This window comes from Kosakonia beeri, from assembly GCF_054165705.1.
In genome coordinates this window covers 407,289-433,079 of sequence record NZ_CM135106.1, presented here as the reverse complement: position 1 = coordinate 433,079, position 25,791 = coordinate 407,289, and the positions used below count along the sequence as shown (strand labels likewise).

The window sequence follows — 25,791 nt, the reverse complement described above, 5'->3', positions numbered from 1 at the left end:
AGCAGGACATGAACTGAAACCTCATATGCGATAGTGCGAGAGTCAGATCGAAAATTATCTCAGTACTCCGGCTTGTTTGGCAACACATTAAATTACCAGTCGGACGCGGATAGCCATTCAGGCTCGACGGAGACTACTGACGCTCAAATCGGTACTCCTTGTAAGCTAAATCATCTCTCACGTCAAACACCTGAACCAAGTTCCGTAGAAAAAGAGGTGTTACGGCGGGATTAATGTACCGATGCCAGTCTCGGGGTGATAAACACCACCAGCTCGCGCCGTTCATTATCTTTCGTATCGTGGCGAAACAATCGCCCGACGCCAGGAAGTGCACCAAAGCCTGGCACGCGATCGCCGCTGTTGCTCCTTTTTTGCGAGAAGATGCCACCCAATGCCAGCGTGTCGCCGCTTTTAACTTCGACTTGTGTCTCGATTTCCTGTTTATCAATCGCGAGTGTCTCCCCGCCGGCCTGCTGTAAAACCTGGCCCGGCATATTCTGGCTAATTCGTAACTTCAAACGCACTCGTTTGTCAGGAAGCACGACGGGTGTGACCTCCATGCCCAGCACCGCTTCCTTAAATTCCACCGTGGTTACGCCGTTTTCCCCGCTGGAAACCTGATACGGGATCTCACTGCCTTGTTTGATACTGGCTGGTTGGCGGTGTGATGCCAGTAAACGGGGGCTGGCAATGATCTCCAACTGCTGCTTTTGTTCCAGTGCGGAGAGTTCAAGCTCCAGCAGACGCGCATTGATGCTGCCAATATTAAAGCCGATGCGGGTACTCGCCGCGGCGGCTGGCATTTGTGCCGACAGCACGCTAAGTTGCCCGCGCGATGCCACATCAGATTGCGCCAGTCCCCATTTAACCCCCAGCTCACGCAGGCTTTTTTCGTTGATCGTGACGATATGCGCCGCCAGTTCTACTTGTTCAATGGGTAAATCCATCTGCGCTACCCACTTTTCTATCGCCGCCAGCCCTTCTTTATTATCACGAACCAGTAAGCGGTTAAGGCGCTCATCCGCTGTCATTGAGCCTTGCGGGCTGAGCAGCTTCTCTCCGGCCTTCGCCAGTTCACCCGCATCGGCATAACGCAGCACCATCGCGCGAGTAAGAACCGGGGCATTCTGTTTGCGTTTTGCCACCGCGGCCTCTTGTTCCGCCTGTTGCTGCTGTCGCCAGCTGGACGTATGCACCAGCCAGATATTGCCTTGCTGGCTCAGAGTCAGTCCGGCGCTGGTCGCCACCGTTTGCAGCGCCTGTTTCCAGGGCACATCCACCAGGCTCAGCGACAGTGAGCCTGCCACTTCCGCCGGGATCACCAGGTTCTGTTTTTCCAGCGAAGCCAGCGCCTGTAAGACCTGCGCGACAGGTGCGCCATCCACCGTCAGCGTGACAAGACTGGCTTCCCCGGCACTCGCTAACGGCGCACTACAACACGCGAGGAGTAGTATCCTTTTCCACATTTTGCGTTCCTTCTCGTTTCCATCGCCACTGCGGCGGGTGGCACCCTTCGCCCGTGGCAATCTGCATTTCATGTTGATCGATAGCGATAATCCGCCACCCCACTGGCAGCGTTTCGCCAATAACGACGCGATGCCAGCCGCCGGCGGTATCACGTAAGATGCCAACCCGTTGGGCGCTCTCCACCATGCCGTGAAAATGCCAGCGACTAAGCTCTGCTATCTGGCATGTATCCGGCGGCGGTTGAAAAGGGTCGCGCATTCCGGTCAGCAGCAGGCAGAAACTGCTTGCCCATAGCAGACGTTTAACCCTCATTATCGTGCTCCAGCCGCAGCGTAAAATGTAAGCCACGTTCATCGGCAAGCAGTGAGAAGGCCGAAATCAGCATGTTACGTTCAGCAATCAGCGGAAATGTGCCAGCCACCGCGTGCCATTCCGTTTCCAGCATCATCTCACCCCCGTTTTGCGTGGGTTGCCAGCGGGTCAGTTGCCGCCCTGCGCCCTGGAAATCCAGCGGGGTGAAGACCCGTAATGCGGCGTCAGATTCTTTGTGCGCTGGTGGGCTGATGGCGCGCAGTTTGCGCCATTGCTCACGTAACAGGTTCTGCTGCGTTGCCTGCTGACTAAGCCGCTGTGCCTGGCCATTTTTCAATGGCAAGAGGATTAACCACCACAGCAGTAATCCCCCCAAAAGGACACTTAGCAACCAGCACAGCACTTGCCTGAACGGCGATAAAGCCAGCCAGCGATCTGCATTAAGGCGCATGCTGCGGCTCCTTATTCAGTTGATAATGAAACTGCCATCGCCCTTGCGCGTCACGCATCGTGGCTCCGGCAGGCAGCAACTGAAAGCCCTGCACTTGCTGTAAGGCATGTTCCAGTTCGCTCAGTGCGGCCACTGCACTCGTCAGCCCTATCAGTTCCAGCGTATTCTGCTGCCAGCGGAGCTGCGTGAGCCAGGCCTGTTGCGGCAGGTTCTCCGCCAGGGCAGTGAGTATCGGCCGCCATGCCCGAGTCTGCTGCTGGCGTTGCAAACGGGCTTGCGCTGCCAGCCAGCGCTGCCATTTAGTCTGTAAAGGCTGCTCTGCGGCCACCAGTGCCGCCAGTAAAGCGTGATCCGATTGCTGCCATAACGTGAGCGCCTGAAGATCAACGCTCAGGGTGCTGCGCCAGCCAGCACCCACGACGAAGAGTAACAGCACCGTCGCAGTGAACAGAGCTGCCCAACCTCGCACCCTGCGCTGCCGCCTCCGCTGCCGCCAGGGTAAGAAATTGACCATTTGCGACATCAGCGCCTCCCGGCGAGCGCCAGACCGAGGGCTACGGCATAACGTCCCCCGGCTTCAGGTAAGGGTGGCTGGCGTCGCGGGATTGCCGTCCAGCAATCAAAACAGCCTTGCTCATCACCACATTCAATAAGCTCTCCCGCAGCCAGACCCAGCAAGTGCGCCAGGTGTGCCGCCGTATCGGCCTCTTCACGCACGCGCCGCCCCCAGCCCTCTTTCATCGCCCATAGCCATTGCCGCTCGTCACGCCAGGCGAGACAGCGAGTGGGTGAAACCAACCAGGGGAGCAGTGTTTGCAGTGCACTGGCATCCGGCGTAATAAATGAAATGTGTAGCGACAGCGCCTCTGCAATGCCTAACAGGGTTGCCACATCTCTGGTTTGCGCTGCCGTCACCCCATAGGCGCTGGCCGTCTCATCTTCGATAAAATCGAAACAGAGATCGCTTTCCGCCATCTCCAGTTCACGCGCCATCGCATGCGACACCCAACCGGAAAGTTCCTGTTCGCGCAGGGAGAAATTCGGTCGTGGTAACTTTCTTTGCAGCGTTTGACCGGTAGGGAATGCCAGGCGTACACAGTGGCGCTGAGGAAGTGTTTGCCGCCAGGGACGCAGAACATTTAGTAGAAGGTCAGGGGCTTTAATCCGCCCCTGCACTATCGCACCGGCGGCCAGAGGAAAATGCCACCAGCGGCGTAACGCCGGGCCGCGCCGGCCTGCGGCGATGGCAACAATAAAGATGCCATCTTCTTGAATATGAAGCCCAATTTGCCATGAATGAATTGTCATAAATTACGATCTCCTTATCGTCTCTCTGGATGACGCTATATCAATGCATCAGGCTTGCCTTTATACTACCGCGCGGTTGTTTATAAACTGCCCAAATGCCACTAAATGGGAAATCTCCAGTGAAGTTCGTAAAGTATTTATTCATCCTTGCAGTTTGTTGCATTCTGCTGGGAGCAGGCTCGATATACGGGCTGTACAAATATATTGAACCGCAGTTGCCTGACGTCGCTACGCTCAAGGACGTGCGGTTACAGATCCCGATGCAGGTCTACAGTGCTGATGGCGAATTGATCGCGCAGTACGGCGAAAAGCGCCGCATTCCGCTCTCTCTCAATCAGATTCCGCCAGAAATGGTGAAAGCGTTTATTGCTACTGAAGACAGCCGTTTTTACGAGCATCACGGTGTCGATCCGGTGGGAATTTTCCGCGCCGCCAGCGTGGCGCTGTTTTCCGGCCATGCTTCACAAGGGGCGAGCACCATCACGCAACAGTTGGCGCGTAACTTCTTCTTAAGCCCGGAACGCACGCTGATGCGTAAGATTAAAGAGGTGTTCCTGGCAGTCCGTATTGAGCAGTTACTTAATAAAGATGAAATTCTTGAGCTTTATCTCAACAAGATCTATCTCGGGTATCGTGCTTATGGCGTCGGCGCCGCTGCGCAAGTCTACTTCGGCAAGTCGGTCGATCAGCTGACGTTGAGCGAAATGGCGGTTATTGCCGGCCTGCCCAAAGCACCGTCGACCTTTAACCCGCTCTACTCGCTCGACCGTGCAACAGCGCGCCGTAATGTTGTGCTGGCACGTATGCAGAGCGAAGGCTATATCTCGCAGCAACAGTATGACCAGGCTCGTAGTGAAGCCATTGATGCTAACTACCATGCGCCAGAAATCGCCTTTTCTGCGCCGTATCTCTCTGAGATGGTGCGCCAGGATATGGTGGCAAAGTATGGCGATAAAGCCTATGAAGACGGCTACCGCGTTTACACCACCATCACCCGTAAAGTGCAGCAGTCAGCGCAGGAAGCGGTGCGCAATAACGTGATGGATTACGATATGCGTCACGGCTATCGCGGTCCATCCAATGTGCTGTGGAAAGTGGGTGAAGCCGCATGGGACAGCAAAAAGATCATCGATTCTCTGAAGACGCTACCGAGCTACGGCCCCCTTGCTCCGGCGGTGATCACCAGCGCGAATCCGCAAGAAGCGACCGCGATGATGGCAGATGGCACCTCGGTCTCGCTTCGTATGGAAGGCATGCGCTGGGCGCGCCCTTACCGTTCCGATACGCAGCAAGGTGCAACGCCGCGTAAAGTAACCGATGTGGTGCAGGCCGGGCAGCAAATCTGGGTACGTAAGGTGAACGATGCGTGGTGGCTGGGTCAGATCCCCGATGTTAACTCCGCGCTGGTTTCCCTCAACCCACGTAACGGTGCCGTGCTGGCGTTGGTGGGTGGCTTTGACTTTAACCAGAGCAAATTTAACCGTGCCACTCAGGCATTGCGCCAGGTTGGCTCGAACATCAAGCCGTTCCTCTATACTGCGGCGATGGATAAAGGCCTGACGCTGGCGAGCATTCTGAACGATGTGCCCATTTCACGTTGGGACGCAGGCGCAGGCTCAGACTGGCGACCCAAAAACTCGCCGGATGAGTATGCCGGTCCTATCCGCCTGCGCCAGGGGCTGGGGCAGTCGAAGAACGTGGTTATGGTTCGTGCTATGCGCGCCATGGGTGTCGATTACGCCGCAGAGTATCTGCAACGTTTCGGCTTCCCGGCGCAAAACATTGTCCATACTGAATCTCTGGCACTCGGCTCTGCGTCATTCACGCCGATGCAGGTAGCAAGGGGATATTCAGTGATGGCTAATGGCGGCTTCCTGATTGATCCGTATTACATCACCAAAATCGAAAACGATCAGGGCAACGTCCTGTTTGAAGCGCGCCCGAAAGTGGCGTGCGCAGAGTGTGATATTCCGGTGATTTACGGTGAAACGCCGAAATCGAACGTGCTGGAAAACAAAGATATGGAGAATGTGGCCATGTCGCAGGAGCAGCAGAATGCCTCCGTGCCAATGCCGCAACTGGAGCAGGCGAATCAGGCGCTGGTGCAGAGAAGCGGCGGCGAAGAGTACGCGCCGCACGTTATCAGCACTCCGCTGTCATTCTTAATCAAGAGCGCGCTGAACAGTAACGTCTTTGGCGAACCCGGCTGGCAGGGCACAGGCTGGCGTGCTGGCCGCGACCTCAAGCGTAATGATATCGGCGGTAAAACCGGGACCACCAACAGCTCGAAAGATGCCTGGTTCTCCGGTTATGGGCCGGGCGTGGTCACCTCGGTGTGGATCGGTTTTGACGATCACCGTCGCGATTTGGGACGAACGACCGCTTCCGGGGCCATCAAAGATCAAATTTCGGGTTATGAAGGCGGCGCGAAAAGCGCGCAACCTGCATGGGATGCCTACATGAAAGCCGCGCTGGAGGGTGTACCGGAAGAGCCGTTAACGCCACCGCCGGGCGTGGTAACCGTGAATATCGACCGCAGCACCGGCCAACTGGCTAGCGGGGGAAGCAGTCGTCAGGAGTACTTCATTGAAGGTACGCAGCCTACCCAGCAGGCCGTACATGAAGTGGGTACGACGATTATTGATAACGGTGAGACTCACGAACTGTTCTGATCATCAACCCCCTCCCCAAAGGGAATTGAAAACAGACAATAAAAAGGGCGCTCCGGCGCCCTTTTTATTTTTTTTGGTGAGTGCCGTCAGAGTCGGCCCTGCGCTTGCAACCATTCGCGAATTAAAAACAGTGCGCTCACGTTGCGCGCTTCAGTGAAATCCGGATCTTCGAGTAAATCCATTAAATGCTTCAGTGGCCAACGAACCTGCGGCAACGGTTCAGGCTCATCGCCCGGTAGTGACTCAGGATAGAGATCCTCGGCAAGAATGATGTTCATCTTGCTGGAGAAATAAGAGGGCGCCATCGTGAGTTTTTTCAGAAAAGTAAGCTCTTTTGCACCAAAACCCACTTCTTCTTTTAGTTCACGGTTCGCCGCTTCGTATATACTCTCACCCGGATCGATAAGCCCTTTGGGAAATCCCAGCTCGTAGGATTCGGTTCCCACCGCATATTCGCGGATCAGAATCAGGTGGTCGTCGACAATCGGCACTATCATCACGGCTTCGCGCGTGGAAGGCCGCATGCGTTCGTAAACACGGCGCACACCGTTGCTAAATTCCAGATCCACGCTTTCTACGTTAAAAAGTCGTGAAGTGGCGACTGTCTCGACGTTAAGAATGGTGGGTTTTTGCAATGATTTGCTCATTATTATCGGTCTTTGCAGAGAAACTTGCGTTATTGTGCGACACTAGTCCCCGTTGGGCAATGTCATTCGCCGCTTATTTACATTCTTGCAACTTATCAGAAATCAAATCCCCAAATAAACCAAAAAGTCAATAGGTTGAAATAAAACTAAGAATTTGCTGATATTCCCGTTAGGGTGGTTTTGCTATCCTTACACGCGATGGTATGCGCTTAAAATTATTCAAGTTAATTTCCGCTTGCAACGGCCAGCCACACACGTTATTACGGGAAGGGTGCAACTGACTACACCTGTTAGAAAAAGTAAGATGGGGAAAGCATGAGCACCATTTTGATTGTTTTCGCTGCTATGCTGGCCTGCGCATTCCTCGGTGGATGGATTTTCAGGTTCAGGTCGCAACGTCGCTATCGACTGCCTTATCTTCAGGCTTTCGCGGGCGCGACGACCCGTAAACTCTTGCCAGAAGAGCGCGAAGCCGTTGAAAATTATCTCGAGTCGCTTTCCCGTACCCAACATATCCCCGGCCCTACCGGCGCCACCACGGCCCCGGTTGCGATCACTTTAAATGCCCACAGCGGTACCGTGCTGGTTGTGACGCACGCGATCACGCGCTATGGCATAACCACCGACGCGCCCAATAAGTGGCGCTATTATCTCGACTCCGTGGAAGTTCATCTGCCGCCTTTCTGGGAGCAGTACATTACGGACGAAAACAACGTTGAGCTGATCCGTACCGATTCCCTGCCGCTGGTGATTTCATTGAATGGCCACACCCTCGGCGAATATATGTATGAAGAGCGTAGCGGCGATCTGGAACGTGTTTCGTCGACCCATTCGGCCATCCGCGGTGAAGAAACCGAGCAAATTGAACTGCTGAATATTCGCCGCGAAACGCCGGAGGAGCATACCTTAAGCCGGCCGGACGGTATGCGCGAAGCGCTGCTGGTGTCGACCGCATTCTTGTTGTTCTTTTTCTGCCTAGTGACGCCAGAAGTTTTCGTACCGTGGCTGGCAGGCGGTGCCATTATGCTGCTGGCCGCAGGCTTGTGGGGGCTTTACGCACCCCCAGCCAAAAACACATTGCGTGAAATCCACTGCCTGCGCGGCACGCCAAAGCGCTGGGGGCTGTTCGGTGAAAATAATCAGGAGCAGATGAATAATATCTCGCTTGGCATTATCGACCTGATTTATCCCCGTCACTGGCAGCCCTTCGTCACGCAGGATCTGGGGCAGCAAACCGATATCGATATTTATCTCGATCGCCATGTCGTTCGCCAGGGGCGCTTTTTATCCCTGCATGATGAAGTTAAGAACTTCCCGCTACAGCACTGGGTGCGCAGCGCTGTCATTTCCACGGGTTCGCTGGTCGTGCTGGCTATGCTGCTAATTTGGGTGCCGCTGGATATGCCGATCAAATTCACTGTCTCGTGGATCAAAGGCGCACAAACCATCGAAGCCAGTAGCGTTAATCAACTGGAAGCTGCCGGGTTGCGCGTTGGCGACACGCTGCGCCTGAGCGGTACCGGTATGTGCAGCATTCACACGCAGAGCAACTGGGCGTCGCGCCAGACATCGCCATTTACACCGTTCGATTGTTCGCAAATCATCTGGAACAATGCCCCGCCGTTGCCGTTACCTGAATCAGATACGGTGACCAAAGCCACTGCGCTTGCGCAGGCTGTCAGCCGTCAGTTGCATCCCACCGCTGAAGATGACTCCCGCGTGAGTCCGGTATTGCGCTCCGCTATTCAGAAATCCGGCATGGTGTTGCTGGATGATTTCGCCGATATCGTCCTGAAAACCCAGGAGTTGTGTTCCGCTGCCGATGAATGCCTGCGACTGAAAAATGCGCTGGTCAACCTGGGCAACAGCAAAGACTGGGATACGCTGACAAAGCGCGCGAGTGATGGGAAACTGACCGGCGTTAACGTTTTGTTGCGTCCGGTAAGCGCTGAGTCGCTGGATAATCTGGTCACCACCTCAACCGCGCCGTTTATCATGCGCGAGACGACACGCGCGGCGCAGGCTCTAAACAGCCCGGCTCCTGGCGGTTTTTTAATTATCAGCGAAGAAGGTAGCGAGCTGGTCGATCAGCCGTGGCCACCCATTGCGCTCTATGATTACCCCGCCCAGGAGCAATGGACAGAGTTCCAGCGGCTGGCGCAAATGCTCATGCAAACACCGTTCAGTGCCGAAGGGATCATTACCAATATCGTTACCGACGCGAATGGGACCAGACATATCAGTCTGCACCGCATGCCTGATGCGACCGGCTTGTGGCGTTATGCCGGCACCACGGTCCTGCTGCTGGCGATGGTTATCAGCACCCTTTATAACGGCGTGCTTGCTTTGCGTCGTTACCAGCGCAACCGCACGCGGCTGGAAGAAATTCAGCAGTATTATGAAAGCTGTCTGAATCCGCGACTTCTCCCCACCCAGGAAAGCCTCAGCTGATAACGATCCCCTGCGTGAGCTGTGTTAACCTGTCGCGCAGGTTCCCCTCTGGCTGGAGTTTCCCCTATGCATATTGATATCGCATGGCAAAACGTTGATACCGTATTGCTGGACATGGATGGCACGCTGCTCGATCTCGCTTTCGATAACTTTTTCTGGCAAAAACTGGTGCCGGAAACTTACGGTGCAAAGCTTGGCTTAACACCGGAGGAAGCGAACAAGGCACTCCGCCAGGAATATCACGCCGTGCAGCATACGCTAAACTGGTATTGTCTGGATTACTGGAGCGAACGCCTCGGTCTTGATATTTGCGCCATGACCACGCAACAAGGGCCAGGCGCGGTACTGCGCGACGATACCGTGCCCTTTTTAGATGCGCTGCAAAAAAGCGGTAAGCGCCGCATTCTGTTGACCAATGCGCACCCGCATAATTTAGCGGTCAAGCTCGAACATACCGGTCTGGCGTCGCACCTTGATTTATTGCTTTCCACCCACACATTTGGTTATCCGAAAGAGGATCAGCGTTTGTGGCATGCTGTCGTGCAGGAAACGGGGTTAAATCCCGAGAGAACGTTGTTCATTGATGACAGCGAGCCCATTCTGGATGCAGCCGCGAAATTCGGTATTCGTTATTGCCTGGGCGTGACCAACCCGGACTCCGGGCTTGCCCAAAAAAGTTATCTGCGTCATCCAGGAATGAGTGATTATCGCCACTTGATCCCTTCGCTTCTCAAGGAGGCTTAATGAAACAGCAGCCTGCGCAAGATGTCCGACTGGATAAATGGCTGTGGGCGGCGCGTTTTTATAAAACCCGCGCCATTGCCCGCGAGATGATCGAGGGCGGCAAAGTGCATTACAACGGGCAGCGCAGCAAGCCGAGTAAAATCGTCGAGCTGAATGCCACGTTAACGTTACGTCAGGGAAATGATGAACGCACTGTCGTCATCAAGGGCATTACAGAGCAGCGCCGTCCGGCTAATGAAGCCGTTACGCTTTATGAAGAGACGGCAGAAAGCATTGAGAAGCGCGAGAAGATGACGCTTGCCCGCAAACTGAATGCGCTGACCATGCCCCACCCTGATCGTCGCCCGGATAAGAAAGAACGCCGCGATCTGATGAAATTTAAATACGGTGACAGCGAGTAACGCTCACCCGCAAGAGAGACAATTATGGCCCATCAAGACCAATTACACCGCTATCTGTTCGAGAACTATGCCGTACGCGGCGAGCTGGTGACCGTATCCGAAACCTGGAAACAGGTGCTGGAAAACCACAATTACCCATTGCCGGTGAAAACCATTCTCGGTGAGCTGTTGGTCGCCACCAGTCTGCTAACCGCTACGTTGAAGTTCGCGGGTGATATTACCGTGCAGCTGCAGGGTGATGGCCCCATGAGCCTGGCTGTGATCAATGGTAACAACCGCCAGCAAATGCGCGGCGTTGCTCGCGTACAGGGCGATGTACCGGAAAATGCCGATCTGAAAACATTGCTCGGCAACGGCTACCTGGTGATCACTATTACCCCGGAAGAAGGCGAACGTTATCAGGGTGTGGTTGGCCTGGAAGGCGACACGCTGGCCGCCTGCCTGGAAGATTATTTCCTGCGTTCAGAACAGTTGCCGACGCGCCTGTTCATCCGTACTGGCGATGTTGACGGCCAGCCTGCCGCCGGCGGGATGCTGCTGCAGGTGCTGCCTGCACAGGAAACCCAGGCCGAAGATTTTGAACACCTGGCGGTCCTGACCGAAACCGTCAAAGCCGACGAACTCTTCACGCTGAATGCGGAAGATGTGCTGTGGCGTTTGTACCATGAAGAAGAAGTGACGCTGTACGATCCGCAAGCGGTTGAGTTCAAGTGCACCTGCTCTCGCGAACGTTGCGCAGGCGCGCTCAAAACGCTGCCAGACGAAGAAGTGGATAGCATCATCGCTGAAGAGGGCGAGATCGATATGCACTGCGACTACTGCGGAAATCACTACATCTTTAATGCAATGGATATTGCTGAAATCCGCAATAACGCCTCTCCTGCCGATCCCCAGGTACATTAATGCGAATTTGCGCCGCCTTCCAGGGCGGCGCTTTGCATAATTTGTCACGTTTCCGTTAAAATCCCGCCTGAAAGTGTTACGTAATTTCCTTTCATGAAAGCGATTACAGTCACACTCTGACCGTTAAAAATGTTGCTTTATGGCATTTCAGGAACATTTTCCCGATCATTATGCTTGAATTTGCCATAATCCGTTCCCTTATGTGCCATGTATCACAGCTTTTTTCGTCGACTGGCAATTGTTGAGATACGTAAATCTATGAGCGTCGTCCCGGTTAACAAATGAAGAATACCCCTACAATTTCAGGCAGTACATCTTGGCTAAGGAGTAGTGAAATGCGCGTTAAGAGCTTAACCCCGCAAGATCTCAAGGCTTATGGTATCAACGACGTACAGGATGTTGTCTACAATCCCGACTACGATACATTGTTTAAGGAGGAACTACGTCCTGACCTGGAAGGATACGAGCGTGGCGTGTTGACGAATTCGGGAGCTGTCGCTGTGGACACCGGTATTTTTACCGGCCGTTCACCGAAGGATAAATACATTGTACGTGACGACACCACCCGCGACACCGTGTGGTGGTCTGACAAGGGCAAAGGCAAGAACGACAACAAGCCGCTCTCGCCGGAAGTCTGGCAACATTTAAAAGGCCTGGTTACGCAGCAACTCTCCGGAAAACGTCTGTTTATTATTGATGCGTTTTGCGGTGCGAACCCGGACACGCGCCTCGCAGTGCGTTTTATTACCGAAGTGGCCTGGCAGGCGCACTTTGTCAAAAACATGTTTATTCGCCCAACCGATGAAGAGCTGGCAAGCTTTGAACCGGACTTTATCGTGATGAACGGCGCGAAGTGCACTAACCCTCAGTGGAAAGAGCAGGGCCTTAACTCCGAGAACTTTATTGCCTTTAACCTTACCGAACGCATTCAGCTGATCGGCGGAACCTGGTACGGTGGCGAGATGAAAAAAGGGATGTTCTCGATCATGAACTACCTGCTGCCGTTACAGGGGATCGCGTCAATGCACTGCTCTGCTAACGTTGGCGAGCAGGGTGATGTGGCGGTATTTTTTGGTCTTTCCGGTACCGGTAAAACCACCCTCTCTACCGATCCGAAACGTCGCCTTATTGGCGATGATGAACACGGTTGGGATGACGATGGCGTCTTCAACTTTGAAGGCGGTTGCTACGCCAAAACGATTCGTCTCTCTGAAGAGGCCGAACCGGATATCTTCCACGCCATCCGCCGCGATGCGCTGCTGGAAAACGTCAGCGTCCGCGCCGATGGCAGCATCGACTACGATGACGCCTCGAAAACGGAAAATACGCGTGTGTCATACCCGATTTACCATATTCAGAACATCGTTAAACCGGTGTCGAAAGCGGGTCATGCCACTAAGGTCATTTTCCTCACCGCCGATGCCTTCGGCGTGCTGCCGCCAGTGTCCCGCCTGACCGCCAGCCAGACGCAGTACCATTTCCTTTCTGGCTTTACAGCAAAACTGGCAGGCACCGAGCGCGGCGTCACCGAACCCACCCCCACGTTCTCCGCCTGCTTTGGTGCAGCGTTTTTATCGCTGCACCCCACGCAGTATGCAGAAGTTCTGGTGAAACGGATGCAGGCATCAGGTGCGCAGGCCTACCTGGTGAATACCGGCTGGAACGGGACAGGCAAACGCATTTCGATCAAAGACACGCGGGCAATTATTGACGCGATCCTCAATGGTTCGCTGGATGATGCAGAAACCTTCACACTGCCGATGTTCAACCTGGCTATCCCAACCACACTGCCCGGCGTCGATACCCACATTCTCGATCCCCGCAGTACCTATGCATCCCCGGAACAATGGCAGGAAAAAGCCACCCAACTGGCGAAGCTGTTCATTGAGAACTTTGAGAAGTACACCGATACCGCAGCTGGTGCCGCGCTGGTCAGCGCCGGGCCAAAACTGTAATTCGGCTACGCAAGAGAAACAAAACCCGCCACATGGCGGGTTTTTTACGCGTCTTTCGCTTGACCATTCAGTCGGCCGATGGGAACAGGCAACCAGGCGCGAATGCATAATCCGCCTCGCTCGCTGGTGCCCAGTTCGAGCAGGCCGTTATGGTTATCCACAATACGCTGAACAATCGCCAGCCCAAGACCGGTGCCGCTGGTACTGCGGGCGCTGTCGCCGCGAACAAAGGGCTGGAACAGATGCTTACGCTGCTCCGGCTTGATCCCCGGACCGTCATCTTCCACCTGGAACCACGCGCGATTCAGCTCGGTGCCGCTGCTGACTTTGATCCAACCGTTTCCATAGCGCGCGGCATTCACCACCATATTCGCAACAGCGCGTTTAATGGAGAGCGGGTGCATACGCACGAAGATTTCACTGTCGTTCAGCGCAGTGTCGATTTCTCGCTCGTAGCCGCTTTCTGCCGCTACCACCTCGCCAAGTACCGCATTCAGCTCCGCCATCTCCATCGGCATCTCCTGCCCGGTACGCAGATAATCGATGAATTGCTCGATAATGGCGTTGCACTCTTCGATATCTTTGTTAATAGACTCCGCAAGATAACCATCTTCCTCGGCCATCATTTCCGTCGCCAGACGAATACGCGTCAGCGGCGTACGCAAATCATGGCTGACCCCGGCCATTAATAACGTGCGATCGTCTGCCAGCTGCTTCACCCCAGCCGCCATCTGGTTAAAGGCGCGGGTCACCGAGCGCACTTCGGATGCGCCATACTCCCGCAGCGGGGCCGGAATTTGCCCTTTCCCGACCTTCAAAGCAGCATGCTCCAGGTCAACAAGGGGTCGGTTCTGGATACGGATAAATAACCAGGCGCCACCAATCGCCATCAGCATAATCGCCAGCGTGTAGCGGAAAAGCGGAGAGAAATCGCCCTGATGGATTTCGGTCAGCGGCACGCGCACCCAAATATTGGGCGACAGCCAGGTTTTCAACCACACCACCGGGGAGCTTTTGTTCACCTCGACGCGCACCTCTGTCGGGCCGCCGAGCTGCTGCGCCATTTGCTGGCTCAGGAATTCATAATGCTGCGCCCAACGGAGGCCGGCATCTTCTGCCGCCTCGTTGGAATAAAGGGAAATACCGAGTTCGCGATAAATTTCACGACGAAACGCTGGCGGCACGACCAGCTGCGTACCATCCTCCAGTTGCAGTTTATCGGTCATCAACATACGGACTTCGTAAGCGAGAACCTTATTAAACTGCTGGAGGCTGGGCAGAATGGCGAAGTTCAGCACCACCAGGTAGGTCGTCACCAGGCTGACGAACAGCAAGGTGACGATGAGCAACAACGTGCGGGCAAATGAACTGCGCGGTGAGAAGCGCACTCGCTTCATGCTTTAGAGCCGTCCGGCACAAAGACGTAGCCCAAACCCCATACGGTCTGAATATAGCGAGGGTGTGCAGGATCTTCCTCCACCATGCGGCGCAGGCGGGAGATTTGCACGTCAATAGAACGTTCCATTGCCGAATATTCACGGCCACGCGCCAGGTTCATCAGCTTATCGCGGGATAAGGGTTCACGCGGGTGGCTGACCAGTGCCTTCAGCACCGCAAACTCACCGCTGGTCAACGGCATCGGTTCATCTTCACGGAACATCTCGCGCGTGCCGAGGTTCAGTTTAAACTTACCAAACGCAATGACCGCTTCTTCCTGTGACGGCGCACCAGGCAGCTCATTCGCCTGACGACGCAGTACCGCACGAATACGCGCCAGCAATTCACGCGGGTTGAACGGTTTGGGAATGTAGTCATCAGCACCGATTTCCAGGCCAACAATACGGTCCACCTCTTCCCCTTTCGCCGTCACCATAATGATCGGCATTGGGTTACTCTGGCTGCGCAGACGGCGGCAGATAGAGAGGCCATCCTCGCCGGGCAACATCAGGTCCAGCACCATCAGATGGAAAGATTCACGGGTTAACAAACGATCCATTTGTTCAGCGTTTGCCACGCTACGAACCTGGAAGCCCTGCTCGGTAAGGTAACGCTCAAGCAATGCGCGCAGGCGCATGTCGTCATCCACTACCAGAATCTTATAATTCTCTTGCATTGTTTATACTCCCAAAGGTTCCGACAATTATGCATCCGTATTCTAAAAAAGTGCGCGTTAACGACCAGCGAAATCTGGTATACATTCTAGTCGAAATTGTTACAAAGCATATTTAACAGCAAGTTATATGCACATTTCATCACAGAAAGCATGATTAATCTGCACGTTAGACACAGCTATTTGTAAAGTGTGCAAAAGGAAATGAAAAGGCTATTGCATGAAAACGCCCCTGATCACCCGTGAAGGCTACGACAAACTGAAGCAGGAACTCGATTTTCTTTGGCGCCAGGAGCGCCCGGAGGTCACCAAAAAAGTGACCTGGGCCGCCAGCCTTGGCGATCGCAGCGAAAATGCAGACTACCAGTACAATAAAAAACGTCTGCGTGAAATTGATCGCCGGGTGCGCTATCTGACCAAATGCCTCGAGAATCTGAAAATCGTGGATTACTCACCGCAGCAGGAAGGCAAAGTCTTTTTCGGCGCATGGGTGGAAATCGAAAACGACGACGGGGATACCCTGCGCTTTCGTATTGTCGGCTACGACGAAATTTTTGGCCGCAAAGATTATATCTCCATTGACTCTCCGATGGCCCGCGCCCTGCTGAAAAAAGAAGAGGGCGATGTCGCCGTGGTGCAAACACCGGGCGGTGAAGCCACCTGGTATGTCAACCACATTGAATACGTTAAGTAGCAGCCCGGAAGCGTCCGGAAGTCCCCATCACGGCTGGCAATTTGCAACGTCAGTCCGTATAACTACACGCTGTTTTTAAGCAGAAGATGATTAAAGAAATGATGAATGATTCGCTCTGCCGCATTATTGCGGGTGAACTTCAGGCCCGGGCTGAACAGGTGGAATCCGCCGTTCGCCTGCTTGATGAAGGGAACACAGTGCCGTTTATCGCGCGCTATCGTAAAGAGGTCACCGGCGGTCTGGATGACACGCAACTGCGTCAGCTCGAAACCCGTCTTGTCTACCTGCGTGAACTGGAAGAACGCCGTCAGGCCATCCTCAAGTCCATTGGCGAGCAGGGAAAACTCAGCGATGAACTGGCGAAAGCCATTAACGGTACGCTGAGCAAAACTGAACTCGAAGATCTCTATCTGCCTTATAAGCCAAAACGCCGCACCCGCGGGCAGATAGCGATTGAAGCCGGGCTGGAGCCGCTGGCTGACTCACTGTGGACCGATCCTTCACAGGATCCGGATACCTTAGCCGCAACCTTTGTCGATGCCGATAAAGGCGTGGCAGACAGCAAAGCTGCCCTTGATGGCGCGCGCTACATCCTGATGGAACGCTTTGCCGAAGATGCCGCACTGCTGGCGAAAGTGCGTGACTATTTGTGGAAAAACGCACATCTGGTGGCCACCGTCATCAGTGGCAAAGAAGAAGAAGGGGCGAAGTTCCGCGATTACTTCGATCATCACGAACCGATTTCAACCACCCCCTCCCACCGCGCGCTGGCCATGTTCCGTGGGCGTAACGAAGGGGTGCTACAGCTGTCGCTGAATGCCGACCCGCAATTCGACGAACCGCCGAAAGAGAGCCATTGCGAGCAGATCATTATCGATCATCTGGGTCTGCGCCTGAATAATGCACCGGCCGATAGCTGGCGCAAAGGCGTAGTAAGCTGGACGTGGCGCATCAAAATATTAATGCACCTGGAAACGGAGTTGATGGGCACGGTGCGTGAGCGTGCGGAAGACGAAGCGATCAATGTCTTTGCCCGTAACCTGCACGACTTGCTGATGGCTGCGCCTGCCGGGCTGCGCGCGACCATGGGGCTGGATCCGGGTCTGCGCACCGGCGTGAAAGTCGCGGTGGTTGATGGTACCGGCAAACTGGTCGCAACGGACACCATCTACCCCCATACCGGGCAGGCGGCAAAAGCTGCTGTTGCGGTCGCTGCGCTGTGCGAAAAATACAACGTTGAACTGGTGGCAATTGGCAACGGTACCGCCTCCCGTGAGACGGAGCGTTTCTTTCTGGATGTGCAAAAACAGTTCCCGAAAGTCACGGCACAGAAAGTGATAGTCAGCGAAGCCGGCGCCTCGGTCTATTCCGCGTCTGAACTGGCGGCGCTGGAGTTCCCGGATCTGGATGTCTCCCTGCGTGGCGCGGTGTCTATCGCTCGTCGTTTGCAGGATCCGCTGGCAGAGCTGGTAAAAATCGATCCGAAATCTATTGGTGTGGGTCAGTATCAGCACGACGTCAGCCAGACACAGCTGGCGCGTAAGCTGGATGCCGTCGTCGAAGATTGTGTGAACGCCGTCGGTGTTGACCTGAATACCGCCTCGGTTCCGTTACTGACGCGCGTAGCGGGATTAACCCGCATGATGGCGCAGAATATCGTGACCTGGCGCGATGAAAATGGTCAGTTCCAGAACCGTCAGCAGTTACTGAAAGTCAGCCGCCTCGGCCCGAAGGCCTTTGAACAGTGCGCGGGCTTTCTGCGTATTAACCACGGCGATAACCCGCTGGACGCCTCGACGGTACACCCGGAAACCTACCCCGTGGTGGAACGCATTCTGGCGGCTACGGCGCAATCTCTGCGTGATTTGATGGGAAACAGCAACGAACTGCGCAAACTGAAGGCGTCTGATTTTACTGATGAACGTTTCGGAGTGCCGACAGTAACCGACATTATCAAAGAGCTGGAGAAACCGGGTCGCGATCCACGTCCGGAATTCAAAACCGCAACCTTTGCGGAAGGCATTGAGACGATGAACGATCTGCTGCCGGGTATGGTGCTGGAAGGCGCAGTGACCAACGTGACTAACTTTGGCGCGTTCGTTGACATCGGCGTGCATCAGGACGGGCTGGTCCATATCTCCTCACTGGCGGACAAATTCGTTGAAGATCCCCATACGGTGGTAAAAGCCGGCGATATCGTGAAAGTGAAAGTACTCGAAGTGGATCTGCAACGTAAGCGTATTGCTCTGACCATGCGACTGGATGAACAGCCAGGCGACAGCAATAACCGCCGTGGTAGTAACAGCAACAGCGGCAACCGCGATGCCGGAAACCGCAACAACGCGCGCCCGGTGAAAACCCCGCGCAGCCGCGATGCGCAACCTGCTGGCAACAGTGCCATGATGGATGCGCTGGCAGCGGCAATGGGTAAGAAACGTTAACCTCTAACATAGCCCTTCTCGCGTCTGAGGAGGGCTGTTTTTTTCATCAATACATTCGAAAACATACAATTTCACTAAGAAGATCTTTAGCCCGAAAATTACTAACTTGTTATTTTACCTGCCAATTAATATTCAAAAAAACTCACCAAATTATCGATAATAAGTTCATACCCCAGAGTTTCTTGCTGATTATTTATTCTTTCTTATACCCTGCATGCTTAATAAAGCCTTAAGGCTGAAATAAAATGCAGCAATAAAATTTTGCATTTCTTTTATTAAACAGAGCGCAAAGTGCAGCCCAACAAAATATTGAGCTACGTCAAAACTGAGTCGAATTAATATTTATCTCCCCCGTTGTGCCTGTTTTTATGATTGATGATAAAAACTATTCTCATTATCATTGTGCAAGATGATTCTTCCCCCACACCTTCACCGGTTAAGCCTGTGCTCACAGCGCACAGCATGAATATTGGCTAACAGCGTATATAAGTAGGTTCTATGCAATTCTCTCCTGACAGCGCGTGGAAAATTACCGGTTTCTCTCAAGATATTAGCCCTGCCTGGCGTCAGAAACTGCTTTCATTAGGTATGTTACCCGGCTCCTCATTTAATGTGGTGCGCGTGGCGCCGTTGGGCGATCCCATTCATATCGAAACCCGACGCGTTAATTTGGTGTTAAGAAAAAAAGATCTCGCCTTCCTCGAACTGGAAGCCGTTTCACGTTAAGCGTTTGGTCGTTACAGAGAGTTAAGTAAAATGAAAAAAATAACCATTGGCTTAATTGGTAATCCTAATTCAGGCAAAACAACGTTATTCAATCAGTTAACCGGTGCGCGTCAGCGTGTGGGGAACTGGGCTGGCGTGACCGTGGAACGCAAAGAAGGTGGGTTCACCACCACCGATAATCAGGTCACGCTGGTTGACCTGCCAGGCACTTACTCTCTGACAACGATTTCTGCGCAAACCTCGCTGGATGAGCAAATCGCCTGTCACTACATTTTGAACGGCGATGCCGACCTGTTAATCAATGTGGTTGACGCATCCAACCTCGAACGTAACCTCTACCTGACACTGCAACTGCTGGAGTTGGGTATTCCATGCATTATTGCCCTGAACATGCTCGATATTGCCGAGAAACAGCAGGTGCGGATTGATGTCGCCGCCCTTTCTGCCCGACTGGGCTGCCCGGTGGTGCCGCTGGTTTCAACGCGCGGTCGCGGTATTGGCGCGTTAAAACTGGCGATCGACCGTCACCAGGCCAATGACGACGTTGAACTGGTGCACTACGCGCAACCGCTCGCTCGCGAAGCCGACGCGTTGGCGCAGATGATGCCGTCTGAAATGCCATGGCAGCAGCGCCGCTGGATGGGCCTGCAGATGTTGGAAGGCGATATCTACAGCCGTGCTAATTCCGGTATCAACACGCAACAACTGGAAATGGCGCAATCGCGCTTACAGACGGAGATGGACGATCCGGCACTGCATATTGCCGATGCACGCTATCAATCTATTGCCGCCATTTGCGACAGCGTCAGTAACACCCTGACCGCAGAGCCAAGCCGTTTCACCGCAGCCGTTGACCGGGTGATCCTCAACCGCTACCTGGGCCTGCCGATCTTCTTGTTTGTGATGTACCTGATGTTTCTGTTCGCCATTAACATCGGCGGCGCATTCGCACCGATTTTTGATGCGGGCTCTGTGGCGATTTTCATTCACGGTATTCAGTGGCTTGGTTATACGTTGCACTTCCCGGCGTGGCTAACCGTGTTCCTGGCGCAAGGCCTGGGCGGCGGTGTCAACACTGTGCTGCCGCTGGTGCCGCAACTGGGCATGATGTACCTGTTTATGTCTTTCCTTGAAGACTCGGGTTACATGGCGCGTGCCGCCTTTGTGATGGATCGCCTGATGCAATCGCTCGGCCTGCCGGGGAAATCCTTTGTTCCACTGATTGTCGGTTTCGGCTGCAACGTACCGTCGATTATGGGTTCGCGCACCCTGGATGCGCCGCGTGAACGGCTGATCACCATGATGATGGCGCCATTTATGTCCTGTGGGGCACGTCTGGCGATTTTCGCGGTTTTTGCCGCCGCCTTCTTTGGCCAGCAAGGTGCAGTCACCGTCTTCTCTCTTTATGTGCTGGGCATCGTGATGGCGATCCTTACCGGATTGATGCTGAAATACACCTTACTGCGTGGTGAAGCCTCGCCCTTTGTCATGGAACTGCCGGTTTACCATGTGCCGCATCTGAAAAGCCTGCTGTTGCAAACCTGGCAGCGTCTGAAGGGCTTTGTGATCCGCGCCGGTAAAGTGATCATCATTGTCAGCATTTTCCTCAGCGCAATGAATAGCTTCTCGCTGGACGGGCGCACCGTCGACAAAATTGATGACTCTGCGCTTGCGTCGGTTAGCCGCGTCTTCACCCCGCTGCTGGAACCTATCGGCGTGCATGGCGACCACTGGCAGGCGACTGTGGGGCTGGTCACCGGCGCAATGGCGAAAGAAGTGGTGGTCGGCACGCTGAACACCCTTTATACCGCAGAGAATATTCAGCAACAGGCGTTTAACCCGGCGGAGTTCAGCCTGACGGATGAGCTGTCTGCAGCCCTGGCAGATACCTGGAAAAGCCTGAATGACACCTTCAGTCTGAGCGTGCTGGCGAACCCGATAGAAGCCAGCAAAGGCGACGGCGAAATGGAAACCGGCACTATGGGCGTGATGAGTGAGAAATTTGGCAGCGCCGCAGCCGCTTACAGCTACCTGATTTTTGTATTGCTTTACGTGCCCTGCATCACCGCGATGGGCGCTATCGCTCGAGAATCCAGCCGTGGCTGGATGGGCTTCTCGGTGTTGTGGGGGCTGAACATCGCTTACTCGCTCTCAACCCTGTTCTACCAGGTAGCAACCTTTAACCAGCACCCGGTTTACAGCCTGACCTGTATTCTGGCAGTGATCCTGTTTAACGTTGTGGTGATAGGTACCCTGCGTCGCGCCAGAAGCCGGGTAGACGTCAATCTGCTGGCGACGCGTAAAACGGTCGCCACCTGCTGCGACAGCCCGACTGGCGATTGCCACTAAGGAGCCTGAGAATGGCCTCGTTGCTTGAAGTGCGAGATATGCTGGCGTTGCAGGGGCGGATGGAAGCCAGCCAGCTCAGCGCCACGCTACATACACCGCGTGCGTTGATCGATGCCATGCTCGGGCGCATGGAGGCAATGGGTAAAGCCGTACGCATCCAGGAAGAGGCTGACGGCTGCCTGAGCGGGAGTTGTAAACAGTGCCCGGAAGGGAAAAGCGCCTGCACTCGCGAGTGGTGGGCGCTGCGTTAACGAACGGAACATGTATCCGGCCTGCGCATGCCGCTGCTCAGGCCCGTTCCCACACCTCTTTACAGCCTGGCTTTCAGTGCCACCAGCGCGTCGCAAAACTCTGCGGGATGCGAAATGAACGGGGCATGCGCTGCTTTCGGAAAAAGAATCGACTTGCTGCGCGGCCACATCTCATCTAATAGCGGTACGATTTTACGCGGCACCAGCCCATCAAGGCGGCCATACAAGCGTAAAAAGGGTATCTCAAGCGCTGATAACGCGGTGCGCAAATCTGCCGTTTTCAGAATTTCCAGCCCGCCGTTCAGGACTTCTGCCGAAGGCATATCCAGGGACAATACTGTGTTCTTCAGCGCGCGGGCGTCTTGTTTTGCCGTTTCCGTGCCCAGGGTTTGCAAGGCCAGAAAACGCTCCACAGTGCGCTGGAAATCTTCACTAAGTTGATGCTGAAACCCTGCCAGTACCTCTGGTTTGATCCCAGCCCATCCATCCCGTGCGCTAAAGCATGGCGATGACGCCACGGTGACCAACGCATGCATGCGCTCCGGTACGAGTAACGCCAGCTCGCTTGCCACCAGCCCACCCAAACTCCAGCCCAGCCAAATTGCCTTTTCCGGCGCCTGGGATAACACAATGTCTGCCATCTGACGCAGCGAAAGCGCAGCGAATCCGCCGCTTCTGCCATACCCCGGTAGATCCACCAGGTGCACGGTAAAATGCGAACTCAGTTGCGGGATAATGCAATCCCACACCTGCGCATTCAGTCCCCATCCGTGCAGCAGCACAAGATGACAATCTCCTTCGCCTTTGGTTTGCCACCAGATGTCATTCATCCGTTATTGTTCTCTTCTTTTACACAGGGAGGTGCAACATGCTAACAGCGCCAGGCTTATGCTGGCTATGCCGAATGCCGCTCGCATGCAGTCATTGGGGCATTTGCTCATTATGCAGTCGGGCGATGCGACCCGCCGGAAAAGTTTGCCCTTTGTGCGGTTTACCTGCCGCGCACGCAGAGGTGGAATGCGGGCGTTGTCTTCAAAAACCCCCGCCATGGCGGCAGTTGATTGCCGTCAGCCATTACACACCGCCGCTCAGTACCTTACTGCAACAGTTTAAATTTCTGCCACGCCCGGAGGCCGCGCACGCGCTTGCCCGTCTGCTGTTGTTAGCTCTACGTAGCCGTGGAGCGGGTAAACCCGATCTGATCATCAGCGTACCGCTGCACGCCCGGCGTCAATGGCGCAGAGGCTTTAACCAAAGCGATCTGCTGTGCCGGGCGCTGTCGCGCTGGCTGCAATGCCGCTATGACCCCGCTACCCTGAGCCGTCGGCGGGCCACGCCAGTGCAACATCACCTCAGCGCCCGGTTGCGCAAACAGAACCTGAAAAACGCCTTTCGACTTGAATTGCCCGTCGCCGGACTCCATATCGCCGTGGTGGATGATGTCGTCACGACCGGCAGTACTGTTGCAGAAATCAGCCGTCTGCTTTTACGCAGCGGCGCAGCGACTGTTCAGGTATGGTGCCTGTGTCGAACCTTGTAGACCCTCGATGATGGGCGTATTATAACCAAGTAAAATAGTCAACTATTAGGCCATTGCTATGATCCGTATTTCCGATGCAGCCCAGGCGCATTTTGTAAAACTACTGGCAAATCAGGAAGAAGGGACGCAAATCCGCGTATTTGTGATCAACCCAGGCACACCAAATGCCGAGTGTGGTGTTTCCTATTGTCCGCCGGATGCGGTTGAAGCGACCGATACCGCACTGGAATTTGAACAGCTGGTTGCTTATGTCGACGAGCTGAGCGCGCCGTATCTGGAAGATGCGGAAATCGATTTTGTTACCGATCAGTTGGGCTCCCAGTTAACGCTGAAAGCGCCGAACGCCAAAATGCGCAAAGTCTCCGACGATGCCCCGCTGATGGAACGCGTGGAATATTTGCTGCAGTCGCAAATCAACCCGCAACTGGCCGGCCACGGCGGCCGCGTATCGCTGATGGAGATCACCGATGAAGGCTACGCCATCCTGCAGTTTGGCGGCGGCTGTAACGGTTGCTCCATGGTCGACGTGACGCTGAAAGAAGGGATTGAGAAGCAGCTGCTGACCGAGTTCCCGGAACTCAAAGGCGTGCGCGATCTGACCGAGCACCAGCGCGGCGAGCACTCCTACTACTAAGATTTATGCGTACGACTGCATGCCCGGCGGCGCTTTGTCGCCCGGGTATGTACCCGATTTACCGACATCTTTCCCTGTTACCCTCCCCCTTGTTACCCGTATCCCTGGCGATATTTTTCCCCTTTGTTAACGGCTGATTACCGCGCATTAGTATGACGGATATCTCAGTTCTCACATTTAGACCCCGCAGGTGATTCTCTTTCCCTGGATGTTACCCGTATCATTCAACGCAGTACCGACAAGATAAAAACATCCAGCTACAATTTTTAAAGGTGGATGTAAGCCGTAACGGTGCCGCAGCACGCCGCTTCCGTAACAGGAGCGTTGGCAAGCTGCCAGAGAAAAATGACGTTACCCATAACAAATTAAAGGCCAGGTAAATCATGCCATTAGTCATTGTCGCTATCGGTGTAGCCCTACTACTCCTGTTAATGATCCGCTTTAAACTCAACGGATTTATCGCTCTGATCCTGGTGGCACTCGCCGTCGGGATGATGCAGGGCATGCCGCTGGATGCCGTTATCAAATCCATTAAAGCCGGTGTCGGTGGCACACTGGGCAGCCTGGCCTTGATCATGGGCTTTGGCGCTATGCTCGGTAAAATGCTGGCCGACTGCGGCGGCGCACAGCGCATCGCCACGACACTTATCGAAAAATTTGGTCGCCAGCATATTCAGTGGGCAGTGGTATTAACCGGTTTTACCGTCGGTTTCGCCCTGTTTTATGAAGTGGGCTTCGTGCTGCTGCTGCCGTTGGTGTTCACCATTGCCGCGTCTGCCCGCATTCCGCTGCTTTATATTGGCGTTCCCATGGCTGCCGCGCTCTCCGTGACGCACGGTTTTCTGCCGCCGCACCCTGGCCCGACCGCTATCGCCACCATCTTCCATGCTGATATGGGTAAAACCCTGCTTTACGGTACGTTGCTTGGCATCCCGACGGTGATCCTTGCAGGCCCGGTTTATGCGCGGTTCCTGAAAAGCATTGATAAGCCGATCCCGGAAGGCTTGTACAACTCCAAAACCTTTAGCGAAGAAGAGATGCCGGGGTTTGGCGTGAGCGTCTGGACCTCTCTGGTACCGGTGATTCTGATGGCGCTGCGCGCCGTGGCAGAGATGATCCTACCAAAAGGTCACGCGATCCTGCCGTACGCTGAGTTTTTTGGCGACCCGGTAATGGCAACCATGATTGCGGTACTGATTGCTGTCTTCACCTTTGGCCTGAACCGTGGTCGTTCCATGGACGACATTAACGAAACACTGACCAGTTCGATCAAAATCATCGCCATGATGCTGCTGATCATCGGCGGCGGCGGCGCGTTCAAACAGGTTCTGGTTGATAGCGGCGTAGATAAATACATCGCTTCAATGATGCACGAAACCAATCTGTCACCGCTGTTTATGGCCTGGTCTATTGCGGCAGTACTGCGTATTGCGTTGGGTTCAGCGACCGTTGCAGCAATTACCGCAGGCGGCATCGCCGCGCCGCTGATTGCCACCACTGGCGTCAGCCCGGAACTGATGGTGATTGCGGTTGGCTCAGGCAGTGTCATCTTCTCACATGTGAACGATCCGGGATTCTGGCTGTTCAAGGAATACTTCAATCTGACTATCGGTGAAACCATGCGCTCATGGTCAGCATTGGAAACCATCATCTCTGTCTGCGGTCTGGTTGGCTGTTTGCTGCTGGGTATGGTGGTTTAATGCCTGATGGCCGGAAAGCGCCCCATTTGGCGTGA

23 protein-coding genes are annotated in these 25,791 nt (G+C 54.5%); 14 read left to right on the top strand and 9 right to left on the bottom strand.

The features are described from left to right. Window positions 1-230: 230 nt before the first annotated feature. Genes hofQ through ACUY4S_RS02015 form a run of 5 tightly spaced genes read right to left on the bottom strand, consistent with a single transcriptional unit; the run spans window position 231 to window position 3,538 of the window. On the bottom strand, window positions 231-1,466 hold the full coding sequence (hofQ, locus tag ACUY4S_RS02035; RefSeq protein WP_312689661.1) for a DNA uptake porin HofQ: 1,236 nt from the start codon (window positions 1,464-1,466) through the stop codon (window positions 231-233). Further along, window positions 1,432-1,779 (bottom strand): HofP DNA utilization family protein, encoded by a 348-nt coding sequence (locus tag ACUY4S_RS02030; protein WP_312689663.1) that lies wholly within the window; start codon window positions 1,777-1,779, stop codon window positions 1,432-1,434. Before ACUY4S_RS02030 ends, hofQ begins: the two co-directional genes overlap by 35 nt. Beyond that, window positions 1,769-2,230 (bottom strand): HofO family protein, encoded by a 462-nt coding sequence (locus ACUY4S_RS02025; protein WP_312689665.1) that lies wholly within the window; start codon window positions 2,228-2,230, stop codon window positions 1,769-1,771. The genes ACUY4S_RS02030 and ACUY4S_RS02025 overlap by 11 nt, the downstream gene beginning before the upstream one ends. Then, a complete protein-coding gene (locus ACUY4S_RS02020) occupies window positions 2,220-2,753 on the bottom strand; it encodes a PilN domain-containing protein (RefSeq protein ID WP_458022878.1) in 534 nt (177 codons plus the stop codon). The genes ACUY4S_RS02025 and ACUY4S_RS02020 overlap by 11 nt, the downstream gene beginning before the upstream one ends. Further along, on the bottom strand, window positions 2,753-3,538 hold the full coding sequence (locus ACUY4S_RS02015) for a DNA utilization protein HofM (RefSeq protein WP_458022877.1): 786 nt from the start codon (window positions 3,536-3,538) through the stop codon (window positions 2,753-2,755). The genes ACUY4S_RS02020 and ACUY4S_RS02015 overlap by 1 nt, the downstream gene beginning before the upstream one ends. A gap of 119 nt (window positions 3,539-3,657) precedes the next feature. On the opposite strand from ACUY4S_RS02015, the gene mrcA reads away from it, so the two are divergent. Continuing rightward, window positions 3,658-6,210, top strand: a complete 2,553-nt coding sequence (gene mrcA / locus ACUY4S_RS02010; RefSeq protein ID WP_312689671.1) for a peptidoglycan glycosyltransferase/peptidoglycan DD-transpeptidase MrcA — start codon at window positions 3,658-3,660, stop codon at window positions 6,208-6,210. A gap of 86 nt (window positions 6,211-6,296) precedes the next feature. Here mrcA and nudE read toward each other — a convergent pair whose 3' ends face one another. Continuing rightward, window positions 6,297-6,857: an ADP compounds hydrolase NudE gene (nudE, locus tag ACUY4S_RS02005; protein ID WP_312689673.1), complete on the bottom strand. Its 561-nt coding sequence runs from the start codon at window positions 6,855-6,857 to the stop codon at window positions 6,297-6,299. 315 nt (window positions 6,858-7,172) lie between these two features. Here nudE and ACUY4S_RS02000 point away from each other — a divergent pair, with 315 nt between their 5' ends. From ACUY4S_RS02000 to pckA, 5 genes are all read left to right on the top strand, one after another. Next, on the top strand, window positions 7,173-9,308 hold the full coding sequence (locus ACUY4S_RS02000) for an intracellular growth attenuator family protein (RefSeq protein ID WP_458022876.1): 2,136 nt from the start codon (window positions 7,173-7,175) through the stop codon (window positions 9,306-9,308). A gap of 66 nt (window positions 9,309-9,374) precedes the next feature. After that, a complete protein-coding gene (gene yrfG, locus ACUY4S_RS01995; protein ID WP_458022875.1) occupies window positions 9,375-10,052 on the top strand; it encodes a GMP/IMP nucleotidase in 678 nt (225 codons plus the stop codon). Then, on the top strand, window positions 10,052-10,453 hold the full coding sequence (gene hslR, locus ACUY4S_RS01990) for a ribosome-associated heat shock protein Hsp15 (RefSeq protein ID WP_312689679.1): 402 nt from the start codon (window positions 10,052-10,054) through the stop codon (window positions 10,451-10,453). Before yrfG ends, hslR begins: the two co-directional genes overlap by 1 nt. A 24-nt stretch (window positions 10,454-10,477) precedes the next feature. After that, window positions 10,478-11,356 carry an Hsp33 family molecular chaperone HslO gene (hslO, locus tag ACUY4S_RS01985; protein WP_312689681.1) on the top strand — a complete coding sequence of 293 codons (879 nt, stop codon included), beginning with the start codon at window positions 10,478-10,480 and terminating at the stop codon, window positions 11,354-11,356. Window positions 11,357-11,691: 335 nt separating this feature from the next. Next, entirely contained in the window at window positions 11,692-13,311 is a 1,620-nt protein-coding gene (gene pckA, locus ACUY4S_RS01980; protein WP_458022874.1) for a phosphoenolpyruvate carboxykinase (ATP), read from the top strand. A 44-nt stretch (window positions 13,312-13,355) separates the two neighbouring features. On the opposite strand, the gene envZ is transcribed toward pckA, so the two are convergent. Together envZ and ompR are read right to left on the bottom strand one after the other, a co-directional pair. Beyond that, complete coding sequence (gene envZ, locus ACUY4S_RS01975; protein WP_312689685.1) at window positions 13,356-14,708, bottom strand: two-component system sensor histidine kinase EnvZ; 1,353 nt, start codon at window positions 14,706-14,708, stop codon at window positions 13,356-13,358. Next, window positions 14,705-15,424 carry an osmolarity response regulator transcription factor OmpR gene (gene ompR, locus ACUY4S_RS01970; RefSeq protein WP_001157751.1) on the bottom strand — a complete coding sequence of 240 codons (720 nt, stop codon included), beginning with the start codon at window positions 15,422-15,424 and terminating at the stop codon, window positions 14,705-14,707. Before ompR ends, envZ begins: the two co-directional genes overlap by 4 nt. A gap of 217 nt (window positions 15,425-15,641) precedes the next feature. Here ompR and greB point away from each other — a divergent pair, with 217 nt between their 5' ends. From greB to feoC, 5 genes are all read left to right on the top strand, one after another. Next, window positions 15,642-16,115 carry a transcription elongation factor GreB gene (greB, locus tag ACUY4S_RS01965; RefSeq protein WP_312689687.1) on the top strand — a complete coding sequence of 158 codons (474 nt, stop codon included), beginning with the start codon at window positions 15,642-15,644 and terminating at the stop codon, window positions 16,113-16,115. Window positions 16,116-16,213: 98 nt separating this feature from the next. After that, the gene (locus ACUY4S_RS01960) at window positions 16,214-18,556 is read left to right on the top strand and encodes a Tex family protein (protein ID WP_458022873.1); all 2,343 of its coding nucleotides are present in this window, start codon (window positions 16,214-16,216) and stop codon (window positions 18,554-18,556) included. Between the two features lie 498 nt (window positions 18,557-19,054). Beyond that, on the top strand, window positions 19,055-19,282 hold the full coding sequence (gene feoA, locus ACUY4S_RS01955; protein WP_312689690.1) for a ferrous iron transporter A: 228 nt from the start codon (window positions 19,055-19,057) through the stop codon (window positions 19,280-19,282). A 30-nt stretch (window positions 19,283-19,312) separates the two neighbouring features. Continuing rightward, a complete protein-coding gene (gene feoB / locus ACUY4S_RS01950; RefSeq protein ID WP_312689692.1) occupies window positions 19,313-21,631 on the top strand; it encodes a Fe(2+) transporter permease subunit FeoB in 2,319 nt (772 codons plus the stop codon). Window positions 21,632-21,642: 11 nt separating this feature from the next. Then, window positions 21,643-21,882 carry a [Fe-S]-dependent transcriptional repressor FeoC gene (gene feoC / locus ACUY4S_RS01945; protein ID WP_312689694.1) on the top strand — a complete coding sequence of 80 codons (240 nt, stop codon included), beginning with the start codon at window positions 21,643-21,645 and terminating at the stop codon, window positions 21,880-21,882. 59 nt (window positions 21,883-21,941) lie between these two features. Here feoC and bioH read toward each other — a convergent pair whose 3' ends face one another. After that, window positions 21,942-22,712 carry a pimeloyl-ACP methyl ester esterase BioH gene (gene bioH, locus ACUY4S_RS01940; protein ID WP_458022872.1) on the bottom strand — a complete coding sequence of 257 codons (771 nt, stop codon included), beginning with the start codon at window positions 22,710-22,712 and terminating at the stop codon, window positions 21,942-21,944. Between the two features lie 38 nt (window positions 22,713-22,750). Between bioH and gntX the strand changes: the two genes are divergently transcribed. From gntX to gntT, 3 genes are all read left to right on the top strand, one after another. Next, on the top strand, window positions 22,751-23,422 hold the full coding sequence (gene gntX / locus ACUY4S_RS01935) for a DNA utilization protein GntX (protein ID WP_458022871.1): 672 nt from the start codon (window positions 22,751-22,753) through the stop codon (window positions 23,420-23,422). Window positions 23,423-23,480: 58 nt separating this feature from the next. Next, the gene (gene nfuA / locus ACUY4S_RS01930) at window positions 23,481-24,056 is read left to right on the top strand and encodes a Fe-S biogenesis protein NfuA (protein ID WP_312689700.1); all 576 of its coding nucleotides are present in this window, start codon (window positions 23,481-23,483) and stop codon (window positions 24,054-24,056) included. 383 nt (window positions 24,057-24,439) lie between these two features. Further along, window positions 24,440-25,756 (top strand): gluconate transporter, encoded by a 1,317-nt coding sequence (gene gntT, locus ACUY4S_RS01925; protein WP_458022870.1) that lies wholly within the window; start codon window positions 24,440-24,442, stop codon window positions 25,754-25,756. Window positions 25,757-25,791 lie beyond the last annotated feature (35 nt).